Here is a 12,616-nt window from a genome sequence, read left to right on the forward strand (position 1 = left end):
TTGATCAAAATTTTTTTTGTCAGATAGACAGCATAAATTTTGACGTATATCGAAAGAGTGTTTAGTATTAGTTATGTAAATAAAAGAAAGAAGGTATGAAAATGAATGAAAATAGAAGATCGGTTGATTGGGGCTCCTTGCTGTTAGGGGTTTTGTTTGTGATTGTATCGCTATTATCATTTCAAGATCCTGTCGGAAATTTAGTGGCTATTGTTATGGTGTTTGCAGTGTTTGCTTTTTTAAAGGGAATTTTTGAAATTATTGGACGTAATCGATTGAAAGAGTTAACTGGTTATAAAGCAAAAATGCCTTTAGTAGTTGGGATTATTGATATTTTAATTGGGATTTTTTTCCTGTTTAATGTAAATGCAGGTGTGATGGCTTTACCATTTGTATTTGCTGTTTGGTTCATCATTGATTCGATATTTGCTTTATTTGTTACTGATTTGGCAAAAAATATTAGTACAGGATATTATTGGTTTACAGTTATTATCAATATTTTAGGAATCTTCTTAGGAATTGTGTTACTATTTAACCCAATTTCTTCAGCATTGACTTTGAGTTTTTTAGTTGGTTTTTACTTCATGATGTTTGGAATCACTCATATTGTTTATGCATTTAGATAATAAATGAAAAAATAGCGTATGCTTTTTGAGCATACGCTATTTTTTATAGTTTTATAGATTTTCGTAAATTTCATGAAGGACGGGCATGTCGTGTACTTCGTATTTTTGTTTAAAACTTTCAATTTCTTCAGCTGAATAGAGACGAGGATCCAAATGTAAATCTTCAACTGGTAGTGGACGTTTGTCTGAAATTTTGACATCAATGACGACTGGACGAGTTGATTTTGCTGCAGCATCAAATGCAGGGCGCAATTGTGAAAATTCAGTGATTGTGAAACCATCAGCACCTAGCGCTTCCCCTACTTTTCCGAAGTCAGCACCTTCCAAAAAGACACCAAATTTATTTTGTTCAGAATCTTCTTGCTCAGCTTCGATAAAACCAAAGGATTCATTTGAAAAAACAACATTGATAATAGGTAATTGATATTTTACTTGAGTAATAATATCTTGCATGACCATTGCAAAGCCACCATCACCACTAAGTGTAAAAACTTGTTGTTCAGGATAACTTAATTTTGCAGCAAGCCCGGCCGGAACAGCGTAACCCATCGTGGCAAACCAACCAGATGTTGTATGTTTTTGTTGACCATTTAAATCTAATAAACGAATAGATTGGATTGTGGTATTACCGACATCTGTTACAAAAATAGCTGATTCTTCTGCAATACGATTGATTTCATTGTACACAGCTTCGGGACGGATTGGCTTATCAGCTTTAGTTGCAAACGATTGAAGCCAATTTACCCAATTTTCTTTATTTTTTTGGTTAGCAAGCAACCAGTTATCTGAAGGTCGTGCTTCTCCAAGTTCAACCAACGTTTGCAATGTTGTGACGGCATCACCTAAAATGGCTAGCGAAGTTTGGTGCCGACGACCAAATTTTGAAGCATCAATGTCTACTTGGACAAATTTTGCATCAGGATTAAAGAAGTATTGGGCGAAAGGAAAATCACTTCCTACGAAGAAAATTAAATCTGCTTCAGCCAAAGCTTCGTTTGCAGGCTTGGTAGCAACACGACCAGCAAAACCAAGAAAATTAGGATAGCTATCTGGAACAATACCTTTTCCTAAAACAGAAGAAACAACAGGCATTGAAAAATGTTCTGAGAAAGCTTTGATCTGTTCAAATCCTCCACGAGTTCCTTGCCCAATATAAAGCACAGGCTTTTTCGCTTCGCTGATGTATGGTAAAGCTTTGATTACTTCATCTTTTTTTGGTAACAAAACATTATTTTGATAGGTGGAGGCTGTACTGAATTCTTGTTCTTCAATAGTTGCATAACCAAAATCAACAGGAATAGTTACCACAGCTACACCATTGTATTTGTAAGCAGCTTTAATTGCTTCATCAGCTACATGAGGGAGACTTTCTGGTGTCATTACTGTTCGGTTATAAACACTAACATCAGCAAACATAGGGTTTTCATTTAATTCTTGGAAAGCATTATAATTCATTGCACTTGAAGCGACTTGTCCAAGAAAGGCGACTACTGGTACATGATCCATTTGTGCGTCGTACAGCCCGTTGATTAAGTGTGTTGCCCCAGGACCAGCTGAGCCAAATACAGCCCCAACTTTACCAGTTAGTTTAGCGTCAGCTGCAGCTGCTAGTGCACCTACCTCTTCGTGACGAACTTGAATATATTTAATAGAGTGTTTTTCTTGATATAAAGCATCCATGATGGAATTAAAGGAACCACCAGGGATACCATAGATATGATCAATGCCCCAACTTTCTAAAACTTTGACCATAGCTACGCCTGAATTAATTGTTGACATATGATGTATCACTCCTTTTGCTTTGTTAGACACAGTATAACTCTTTCTTTGTTTTGTCCCAACTAATTCGTTTTTTCACATAATAAGTCGTGATAGGTGTCGAAAAACTCTTTTTTTTAGTATGATGAATAAGTAAATGAGAAAGGAGAAATCAATGGTTACCTGGTTATTAGGATTGGATTCATGGCAACAAGCATTAGTCGGAACAGGATTCACTTATTTTATGACAGCGCTAGGCGCAGCACTTGTATTTTTCTTTAAAGAGATTAAGAAAGAGTTATTGAATTTGATGTTGGGATTTGCTTCGGGGATAATGATTGCTGCTAGTTTTTGGTCATTGTTAGATCCAGCAATTTCAAAAGCAGAAGAAAATGGCGACATTGCCTGGTTGGTCGTAAGTATTGGATTTGGTTTAGGTGGCGTTTTTCTTTACATAGCAGATAAGACGTTACCTCACATGCACTTTGGTCCAAAGCATGAAGTAGAAGGGTTTCAAACACATTTGAAACGAACAATTTTATTGGTTTTTTCGATTACACTACACAATATTCCAGAGGGATTGGCAGTAGGGGTGGCATTTGGCGCAGCAGCCAATGCTAGTGATCCTAAGGCAGCAACGTTGGCGGCCATTTCGGTTGCTTTAGGAATAGGTATTCAAAACTTCCCCGAAGGTGCAGCAGTATCGATTCCATTGAGACAAGAAGGATTAAGTCGAAGAAAAGCGTTCTGGTATGGGCAGGCTTCAGGTGTGGTTGAACCAATAGCAGGTGTGCTAGGTGCACTGCTTGTAACGAAAGTATCACTATTGTTGCCTTATGCATTGGCTTTTGCCGCAGGCGCGATGATTTACGTTGTTGTAGAAGAGTTAATTCCAGAGGCACAACAAACATTATCAAGCAGACGACACTTTGCTGTATTTGGTGTCATGCTTGGATTTATGATTATGATGATTTTAGATGTAGCATTAGGATAAAATGAATGTAACGGCAGTTTTGCTCAAAGAAACAACCAGAGAAAATTTTTCTCTGGTTGTTTTCTGTTAAATAATGAATCATAAAATTGCAGCATTTTTAGTGATTGCTCGAAAGGGTCCTGTAAGCTATAGCCAGTTTTTTCGTGCAATAACTAGTAGTATCGTCTATTGTTACCGGACGTTCCTGTAATCAATCGAACTAGCCAAATAGCAATAGCCAATGGGATAAGTAATTTGATTGCAAACCACAAGAATCCGCTTAATAAACCAACAAAAAGACTGATGATAGAGCTAGCGATGATTAGAAAAAGAATTAACAAGAATACTTTTCCAAGTATATTTTTTTGTCCCATGAACTATTCCCTCATTTCATATGTTTTTTTCTATATAGAAAGTTTAACAAATTTTTACTTTTTTCACGTCCAACTAAAGACTGATTATTTCATCAGACTTCAGATGATTATCTTTTGCTTTTTTTGAATGTTTCCATATAAAATAAGCGAAAGGAGAGAAAATTATGACAAAGAATCGTTTAGAAGCATTTACAGATGCAGTTATTGCAATTATTATGACCATCTTAGTTTTAGAATTACATCAGCCTGGTTCGGATACGTGGTCGGCGTTGATTGGACTCGAACATAAAATTTTAATTTATGTTATCAGTTTCTTTACACTGGTTATTTATTGGAATAACCACCATCATTTGTTTTTAGTGGTCAAAAAAATCAACGGACAAGTATTGTGGCGAAATAGTATCTTTATTTTTTCTTTATCGTTATTCCCTTTTGCGACTGCTTGGATCAGTGAATACATAAATAGTCTCGTGCCTGAGCTTATTTATGGTTTAGTCACATTGTTTGCTAATGTCACCTATTATTTTTTAGCGAGAGAACTTGCTAAAGTAAATAAAAAAGAAAGCATCGTGAAAGAACTGTTGATTGACTATCGGAAATCTTATCTATCTATTGGACTGAATATTTTAGGGTTATTATTGGGGTGGTTAGTCGCTCCTATTGCAGTTTTGATCGTGAATGTATTGATATTATTGATGTGGATTATTCCAATAAAAAAAGTGGAACAGTATTTTCGATGAAAAGAAAGGTGTGGGACAATAGTCTTACACCTTTCTTTTGTGGATTAAATAAAAGAACCAGAGTTTTCCACAGTGGATAACTCTGGAAGAATGACAAAATTCAGAAGTAAATATGCGTTATTTGTAAATGATTGAATAACGTTTCTTTACAGCATACAAGTGATAGACAGTTGGCAACAAGAGAATAAATAAGGGGATATATCAGTATCTCACATACCGTTAGGGGGTATTTAAATTAAGGATTAAACTAAGGTACTAAACACTAGAAATGCTTAGTTGAAAGGGTACCAGGCTAGTAGAGAGGGGGGAACTGTTTTCTTATATTGAGATAGATGAGTTACAATAAACAAAAAGGAAGAAAATAATGAATAATTTACGTAAATTACGATTAGAACACCAATTAACCATTCGAGAGTTAGCTGATATTTTAGTTTGTGACTTCTCTTTGTATTCAAAATATGAACGTGATGAGCGGAGTATTCCGATTAAATATTTGGTCATATTATCAGATTTTTATGATACGAATAGTGATTTTTTACTGGGACGAACAGATTATCCTAAAAAACTTCCATCGTCTAAAGAACCATCTGAATATGATCGTACATAGAATTATTGATAAAATATAGCCAACCAAAATTTGATATATCAAATTTTGGTTGGAGACGAGATAAGAAGAAAGTCAAAAATAGATAAAACAAAATAGTAGTTTGATTTTTTATTTTTCATCAAATAGTGGAGAATTTTTATTAGATGTGTTGTTCCATGAATGTTAAGTGGTGTAGAAATGACTTATAGTGGAAGTAAGTAATGATTCAACTGTTCGTTGAGTCAAAAAAGTGAGCGCAACAAAGCGTACATTGCCAAACTATTTTTCAAGGAGTACATTGATAGTAGAAATAGGAAAGAAAATAAAAGAATTAAGACAATCAAAAGAAATGACGCAAAAAGAATTAGCAGAAATCTTGAATGTTACACCTCAAGCAAGTATCTAAGTTGGAGCAAAACGTTAAGTAATCCGTATCTTCAAATACGTTTAAGACTTAGTCGTTAGATGTTTCCGTTACTGATACTTCAGGTAATACTAAGCAGACACTTTTTGATTCTCTTTTTTCAAAAATGAAAAGGGGTAAGCAGATGGAAAATTCTCAAAACACGAATATAGAGCAAGTTTCAACTGATACAAAAGTCCTGATTTTTGATTTAAGTGGTAGTTTTATGAGTGATAAAGGCTTGTTACAGACACAAATTTTGAATAGTAAATTACAGTCACTAATGAATAAAAGTGGAAAAAAAGTCATAGTAGACACCTATGAATCTAGTCAAATAAATAAGTACGGAGAACAAGCAGATGTTATTCTATTGACACCGTCATTTAGTTTTGCGCAAAAAGACATTGAAAAACAATTTCCTAAAATTCCTGTGATTGAAATATCAAAGAGAGACTATGGTTTGCTGAATATTGAAAATATTTATCAAGAGATTCTCAACGTAGTTAAATAGAAAACAACTAAGTAAAATAAAAGGCAGCTTTTGAGTAAACGACTCAGAGGCTGCTCTTTTTGCGAAGGGTTAGATCAGAGATGCAATACAATAAATAGTAAATTTACTAAAAGATAAATGACAAGCAGTTCTCTGCTTAACACCGTTTCTCTCTTTTTTTTGATTTTTAAGTGGTAGTAGGTTCCAAATGTCATCAGACAAATAAGAAACATTAGATACTTCGTTAGTAACATAAAATTACAACTTTTTGATTGGACTTTGAGTCGTTGTCTTTAAATTAGCAATTGGGAACTCATCGGTAAGAGTAATTCGGATTCCTCCTTTAGCTGAGTCAACACTAATCCATTTTTTCCTATCATTGTTACCATCTCTAAATCTTGATGCTAGAATGGTAGCTCCTACTAGTCCAATAAGAGCCCCCGCAGGTCCACCAGCAAGGGCACCACCTAATGTGCCATTTACTTGTAATAATGTTGCACTCGCACCTAGATTATCACGTAAACTTACCATAGCTGTTTTATTAGAAGCGAAAGCATTGTATCCACCGGAGAAAAATACTTCTGAAAAGGAGGCTCTACCATTGATACATACAGTAGATTCTGCATTATCATATTTATTGATTAAATAAAGAAGTTGATCTCTAGTCAAATCGAGTGTACCAGACTGGCATAGTTGACTAGCCCGTAGATTATTAAACTCTTGCTCAAATCCAATCCATTGTTTATTTGATTCTCTAGTTATTGAATAGCTGTCTATGCTAGTTTCTGTTGCATATGTAGTAGTAATAGGTGACAAAATTATTGATGAAAAACTGAAACACATAACCATTGTAATTATCATTTTTTTCATTTAAATGTCCCTCGTTCTTTAACAACTAATTTTATGCTGATAAATAGGCCCAATTATCTACCAAGTTTGGTGGTGTTCTTTTTTATTATTAACTAAAAAAATGTTTATTTCATCCGTAAAAAATGTATCTTTTTTTCTCTATTTACGTATGCCATGTATTGAAGCGTGATAAAATATGACGTATTAAATGATTCTAAGGGGAGGGATGGGCAGCGAGACCAACTAATTTTTTGAACCACATTTTTGAAAAAGTGCACTGAGAGAAAAAGAGATATTGAGGTGTAAATAATGAAAGTAATTTTATTTGATGATCAAGAGTTATTTTCAAAAGGAGTAGAGGAAGTTCTTACACAAGAAGTCGCTAGTTTTCGTACATTTCCCACTTCTAGTAATATTATAGCCACAGTACATAGAGAGAACCCAGATGTTGTTTTGATGGACATCCATATGGAAGGAAAGGATGGATTTGAAGAAGGAAAGAAGCTAGTAGAATCAAATTCAGAATCGAAAGTGGTTTTTTTAACAGAGTATCCATTTAATCAATGCTATGAAGAAATGATTAGTATCGGTGCAGCTGCTGTTATTTCTAAAAGAAGTTCCAGAGAAGATTTTATTACAAAATTAAGGCTAGTTATAAAAGGGAACAGGATTTTTCCCAAGAAAGAACTTATGGTGGAAAGCTTAACTGCTAAAGAAAACAAAATCTTACAAATGATTACGGATGGCAAGACGCAAAAAGAAGTCGCTATTCAGTTGTACATGAGTCAAAGGACAATATCCACGCATATGCAACATATCTTAAACAAATTAGGTGTTCATTCTACCGTGTCAGCAGTTGTTAAAGCGCTTGAGCTAGGTGTTGTGAAAATTAAATCAGAAAAAAATCAGTAATAGTATTTTACCATCCGTTTTTGTTGTTACTTTTAAATATTTTTGAGAACCTAAATTCGAATAACAAATCTGATATACTAACATATGGAAGCGGAAACAAATTATTGCTATAACTCAAAAGGGACTGATTTTATGAAGAAAGTTTTTTCTCGCGTATTTATTAAAGACACTGCTGGGGATTTTTTAATAATTAGAGATAGAGCAGATGTTTGGAATTTTCCAGGTGGTAAAAAAGAAATTGGCGAAACCACAATGGAATGTGCTATCCGTGAAGTATATGAGGAAACTGCCTTACGAATTTCTCAAGTAGAAGAAGTTTATCAAGCGGACTTCCTTTTTGAAGGAGTGGAATGGGAAGGACATTTCTATTTTGCTCATCAGGTTTCGGGGCGTCCAACATTAAATGAGCCTAATAAAATTAAAGGTGTACAATTTATTTCTGAGCTAAGTTCCGTTGAATTTTCTCCTAGTTTAGCTTCGTTATTTCGATGGCTTTCTAAACAAGATGATTTAAAGACAGAACATACAATTTGGTGTTAAAAAAGACGCAGTTACTTTATGTTTAACTTTTTAAGGATGTTACCCTCCTGACTACATAGTCAGGTTTTTTTATTTTTATAGCAAATAAGTCACTCTATTTTTATCTTAGAAGAAAAGATGGTACGCTTGTTTTACTCGATAGAAGGCAAGGAGGAGCGACATGTTTTTAGCAATAAACGAAATCAGGTATTCAAAGTTAAGATATGTTTTGGTAATTGGAGTTATGTTTTTGATTGCTTATCTAGTATTTTTTTTAACAGGATTAGCATATGGATTAGCTCAGGACAATCGGACAGCAATAGATAATTGGCAAGCAGACGATATATTATTAGCAGATGAAGCTAATAATAATTTAAATATGTCGATGATTCCATTAACGAAATTTGAGGAGGTCAAGGCAGAAGAAAAGGCCTACCTAACACAGACTGCGGGTGTGATACAGAAAGAAAAAGGGAAAGAAAAAATTGATGTTACTTTTTTTGGAATTAATCAAGATCAATTTTTAGCTCCAAAAATCAGTAATGGGAGAATGTTCCATTCCGATGATGAAACAGTTGCGGATAGTAGTGTAAAAGAGCAGTATGAGCTGAGTTTAGGTGACACAGTTCAACTTGCGGGCAGTGATAAAAAATTAAAAATTGTAGGATTCACGAAGAATGCAAAGTTTAGCGTTGCCCCAGTTTTGTATACAACAGTGGGTGCTTATCAAGAAATTCGTTTTGAAACACAGGGCAGTCAAACTAGTGAAAAAACGAGAGTCAATGCGATTGTTACGAGAGGAAACGTAAGTAAAATTCCAGATGATCTAAAAAAAATAAGTATTAAGACATTCATAAATGATTTGCCTGGATATAGCGCACAAGTCCTAACTTTTGGCTTTATGATTGGTTTTTTAATTGTGATTGCTGCTATTGTGATTGGGATCTTTATCTATGTTTTAACTATGCAAAAAGCGGATGTTTTTGGTGTCATGAAAGCACAAGGAATTTCTAGTCGATACATTGCTAATTCAGTGATTGTTCAGACTTTTTTACTTGCAATTATCGGGGTGGCAACGGGATTAGTGGGAACGTTGGGGACAAGTTTACTGTTACCTGAAGCTGTGCCATTTCAAGTAAATCTTCTGTTCTTTTTAAGTATCAGTATTTTGATGATTGTGATAGCAGTTTTGGGTGCTTTGTTCTCTGTCAGAACAATTGTGAAAATTGATCCATTAAAAGCTATCGGATAGGAGAAAATAATGAAAGCAATTGAATTTAAACAAGTAAAAAAATCATTTAAAGATGGTGATTCTGTTATTGAGGCTTTAAAGGAAACGAATTTTTCAGTTGAAAAAGGAGAATTTGTGGCAATTATTGGCCCTTCTGGTTCTGGCAAAAGTACACTCTTAACAATTGCTGGGGGGCTACAGGCTCCTTCTGCTGGGCAAGTGCTGATTAACGATCGTCCGTTTAGTGAAGAAAAAGAAAAGCAACGTGCAGCTTTACGCTTTAAAGAAATTGGATTTATCTTGCAGGCATCTAATTTGGTTCCTTTTTTAACTGTAAAAAAACAATTAAAATTGGTCGATAAAGTTAGTAAAGAAAACCGACTAGATAATGGGATTAAGTTGTTAGAACAGTTAGGTGTAGGTAAGTTGCTTGATAAATATCCTGAAGAATTATCAGGAGGAGAGCGTCAGCGTGTAGCAATTGCACGTGCATTGTACCATGACCCAACAATTATTTTGGCAGATGAACCAACAGCAAGTCTTGACTCAGAGAAAGCTTATGAAGTAGTAAAAATATTAGCTGAAGAAACCAAAGAAAAACAAAAAGCAACGATTATGGTGACTCATGATACTCGTTTGATTGAACATTGTGATCGCGTGTTGGTGATGAAAGATGGTCAACTAACAGAGCAGAAGGAGTAATTAATTCCCGAATGCTAACAAAAGCTTGTTTTTAAAATAGAAAGAGCCTAGGAATCATTTTTCCTAGGCTCTTTCTATTTTTTAGTTACGAAGAGAGAACTGTTGAGTAAATTTCAGCAAAATAACGTACATACGCATAAAATAGGGAAGGCTACTTGGTATTTATTATTATTTATACAATTGAAATTCTCGAACAAAAGATACGCTCAACTCTTCAAATTTTTTAACGCCAACCCAAGTCAGGGGCGACATCTTTTACAATGGATTCAAGCAAATGAACGTTGTATTCAACTCCCAGAGTGTTTGGAATAGTTACAAGAACAGTATCCGCTTCTTTGATTGCTTCATCTTCCGCTAATTCTTTTACGATTTGATCTGGCTCGCCAGCAAACGTTTTACCAAAAATTGTTGGATTTTGATGATAAGCTAAGAAACCAACTTGATCGTATTTAGAATCATCATTTCCACCAAATAAACGACGATCTAAGTCACTTGTAATTGGCTGAATGGAACGAGTAACGAGCGTTCTTGGTTCAAAATCATGACCCGCTTCTTTCCAAGCTTCTTTGTATGCACGTAGTTGTTTTGCTTGTTGAACGTGGAAAGGTTCATTTGATTCGTTATTAACAAGTGTTGATGATTGAAGATTCATTCCGTGTTTAGCCGCCCAAATGGCTGTTTCTTGTGAGCCTGCTCCCCACCAAATCCGTTTTTCTAAACCTTCTGAATAAGGTTCAATACGCAATTTTCCTGGTGCTTGTGGGAACATTGGCATTGGATTTGGTTCAGCAAAACGTTCACCTTTCAATAACTCTAAAAATTCAAGTGTTCGTTCACGTGTAACTTCTTTGATTTCTTCTTCGCTGTAATCATAACCAAAGTATTTCCAACCATCGAGAACTTGTTCAGGTGAACCACGACCGACGCCTAATTGCACTCGTCCTTGGGTAATGATATCTGTTAATCCAGCATTTTCTGCCATGTAGTAAGGATTTTCGTAACGCATGTCGATTAATCCTGTTCCAATCTCAATTTTACTTGTTTGTGCACCAATTGCAGAAAGTAGTGGGAATGGTGAGCCAATTTGTGGTGCAAAATGATGGACGCGGAACCAAGCACCATCAATGCCGAGTTTTTCTGCTTCGACAGCTAGCTCAATTGATTGTAGATAAGCATCTTGAGCGGTTTTTACTAAAGAACCTTGATCCATCCAATGACCGAAACTTAAAAAGCCAATGTTTTTCATAATTGAAATCCTCCTTAACCTTGAATAATTTCACTTACTTTTAATAAGTTGAATTTATTCTACTACTTTTTATTTTAAAAGGCGAATAATTGTTCCGGCTGTGATTCTCAAATGAAAAGAAGCGATTCTCCCTAGTATTTACTTTACAGTGAAAAAGGAAAAAGTCAGCCTTTAATTAGCTGACTTTTGATAATCTATAGTAAAAAATAAAAGCAAGAAATCTATTTGATTTTTTTAGCAGAAACCAGTAGCATCATTGGACGTCTTAATTCATCTTTCATTCCGGGAACACTATCCAATAAATGTTTGTCTGGTATTGGTTCTACAATTGCGGTAATGCTCAATCCATGTTTGATTAATGTATTTAAATAAGTTGTCAGTGTTTTATGGTATTTGGTGACAGTTTCTCCCAAAAATACTGCTTTACGCTGATTTTCCAGAAAATAATTGTCAACAGGCCAATGATCAGGTGTCCCATCTTCGTTATAGATCCAGTCTTGATTCCCATATGCGGTAAAAACAGGGTGTTCTACCGAAAATATGAACTCACCATTTACACGAAGAAAAGAAGAAATTTTTGAGCAAATTCGATCAAAATCAGGGGTATAGTGAAGTGCCAATGAACTGATAATGATGTCGAAACTTTCAGGTTTAAAATCTAAGTCTTCCATTGCAATCTGTTGATACTCAATATTGGCAAGGTGTGTTCGTTCGCGTGCCCCAGCTAACATTTTTGTTGAAATATCTGTCCCAATTACTGTATCTGCACCGCGTTCTGCCGCGTAGATACAGTGCCAACCAAAACCACAGCCAATATCTAAAACAGCTTTCCCTTGAAAGTCTGGCAGCATTTTTTTTAATTCATGCCATTCGCCAGCAGCACTGAGTCCAGCTACGGATCTTGGAAAATGGCTGTATTTATCAAAAAAGCGATTATTATCGTAAATGTTTTCTTTCAATTATGTTCACTCCTAAAATGTAATCAATTGTTGTGTGCTTGCTGTAATTAATCTTCACCCATTCATGCTAAAGGCTCATGATTTTTTACAATGATAAGGGGTCCTTTTTTACGAATATTTTAAGTAAGCTTACAATAGCAGCGACATTTAGTCCAGAATTTTCAAAGTGAATGTTTGTTTTTTATATAGAAAAAGCGATTTGTTCAATTTTTTCTATTAGCAAGTTTTGCTGTTGCAGAATCTTCAAA

The 12,616-nt window shown here is 34.9% G+C and carries 14 protein-coding genes; 10 read left to right on the forward strand and 4 right to left on the reverse strand.

What is annotated here, in order from left to right; genetic code table 11:
- Window positions 1-101: 101 nt before the first annotated feature.
- Window positions 102-626 (forward strand): HdeD family acid-resistance protein, encoded by a 525-nt coding sequence (locus tag IGJ93_RS00080; protein ID WP_067483636.1) that lies wholly within the window; start codon window positions 102-104, stop codon window positions 624-626.
- A 51-nt stretch (window positions 627-677) separates the two neighbouring features.
- Here IGJ93_RS00080 and spxB read toward each other — a convergent pair whose 3' ends face one another.
- Complete coding sequence (gene spxB, locus IGJ93_RS00085; RefSeq protein WP_071869222.1) at window positions 678-2,405, reverse strand: pyruvate oxidase; 1,728 nt, start codon at window positions 2,403-2,405, stop codon at window positions 678-680.
- 154 nt (window positions 2,406-2,559) lie between these two features.
- Here spxB and IGJ93_RS00090 point away from each other — a divergent pair, with 154 nt between their 5' ends.
- From IGJ93_RS00090 to IGJ93_RS00110, 5 genes are all read left to right on the forward strand, one after another.
- Window positions 2,560-3,378, forward strand: coding sequence for a ZIP family metal transporter (locus IGJ93_RS00090; protein WP_067483631.1), 819 nt, complete (start codon window positions 2,560-2,562; stop codon window positions 3,376-3,378).
- Window positions 3,379-3,895: 517 nt separating this feature from the next.
- Window positions 3,896-4,471, forward strand: coding sequence for a TMEM175 family protein (locus IGJ93_RS00095; protein WP_067483626.1), 576 nt, complete (start codon window positions 3,896-3,898; stop codon window positions 4,469-4,471).
- Between the two features lie 364 nt (window positions 4,472-4,835).
- Window positions 4,836-5,078, forward strand: a complete 243-nt coding sequence (locus IGJ93_RS00100; RefSeq protein WP_067483624.1) for a helix-turn-helix domain-containing protein — start codon at window positions 4,836-4,838, stop codon at window positions 5,076-5,078.
- Window positions 5,079-5,307: 229 nt separating this feature from the next.
- On the forward strand, window positions 5,308-5,463 hold the full coding sequence (locus tag IGJ93_RS00105; RefSeq protein WP_261768395.1) for a helix-turn-helix domain-containing protein: 156 nt from the start codon (window positions 5,308-5,310) through the stop codon (window positions 5,461-5,463).
- Window positions 5,464-5,605: 142 nt separating this feature from the next.
- Window positions 5,606-5,971: a hypothetical protein gene (locus tag IGJ93_RS00110; RefSeq protein WP_071869221.1), complete on the forward strand. Its 366-nt coding sequence runs from the start codon at window positions 5,606-5,608 to the stop codon at window positions 5,969-5,971.
- Window positions 5,972-6,208: 237 nt separating this feature from the next.
- Here IGJ93_RS00110 and IGJ93_RS00115 read toward each other — a convergent pair whose 3' ends face one another.
- The gene (locus IGJ93_RS00115) at window positions 6,209-6,820 is read right to left on the reverse strand and encodes a hypothetical protein (RefSeq protein ID WP_067483620.1); all 612 of its coding nucleotides are present in this window, start codon (window positions 6,818-6,820) and stop codon (window positions 6,209-6,211) included.
- Window positions 6,821-7,108: 288 nt separating this feature from the next.
- Between IGJ93_RS00115 and IGJ93_RS00120 the strand changes: the two genes are divergently transcribed.
- The 4 genes from IGJ93_RS00120 to IGJ93_RS00135 all read left to right on the forward strand — a co-directional run bounded on the left by IGJ93_RS00120 (window position 7,109) and on the right by IGJ93_RS00135 (window position 10,163).
- Window positions 7,109-7,711, forward strand: a complete 603-nt coding sequence (locus IGJ93_RS00120; protein WP_270375926.1) for a response regulator transcription factor — start codon at window positions 7,109-7,111, stop codon at window positions 7,709-7,711.
- Between the two features lie 132 nt (window positions 7,712-7,843).
- Window positions 7,844-8,251 (forward strand): NUDIX hydrolase, encoded by a 408-nt coding sequence (locus IGJ93_RS00125; RefSeq protein ID WP_067483616.1) that lies wholly within the window; start codon window positions 7,844-7,846, stop codon window positions 8,249-8,251.
- Between the two features lie 160 nt (window positions 8,252-8,411).
- Window positions 8,412-9,482 carry an ABC transporter permease gene (locus IGJ93_RS00130; protein ID WP_430596961.1) on the forward strand — a complete coding sequence of 357 codons (1,071 nt, stop codon included), beginning with the start codon at window positions 8,412-8,414 and terminating at the stop codon, window positions 9,480-9,482.
- A 9-nt stretch (window positions 9,483-9,491) separates the two neighbouring features.
- Entirely contained in the window at window positions 9,492-10,163 is a 672-nt protein-coding gene (locus tag IGJ93_RS00135; protein WP_067483612.1) for an ABC transporter ATP-binding protein, read from the forward strand.
- A gap of 223 nt (window positions 10,164-10,386) precedes the next feature.
- Here the strand turns inward: IGJ93_RS00135 and IGJ93_RS00140 are convergent, their stop codons facing one another.
- Both IGJ93_RS00140 and IGJ93_RS00145 read right to left on the reverse strand, forming a co-directional pair.
- Window positions 10,387-11,409 (reverse strand): LLM class flavin-dependent oxidoreductase, encoded by a 1,023-nt coding sequence (locus IGJ93_RS00140; protein ID WP_067483610.1) that lies wholly within the window; start codon window positions 11,407-11,409, stop codon window positions 10,387-10,389.
- Between the two features lie 221 nt (window positions 11,410-11,630).
- Entirely contained in the window at window positions 11,631-12,368 is a 738-nt protein-coding gene (locus IGJ93_RS00145; protein ID WP_086270527.1) for a class I SAM-dependent methyltransferase, read from the reverse strand.
- Window positions 12,369-12,616 lie beyond the last annotated feature (248 nt).

Origin of the sequence: Enterococcus sp. DIV0174 (assembly GCF_050529065.1) — a bacterium.
GTDB lineage: Bacteria > Bacillota > Bacilli > Lactobacillales > Enterococcaceae > Enterococcus_B > Enterococcus_B thailandicus.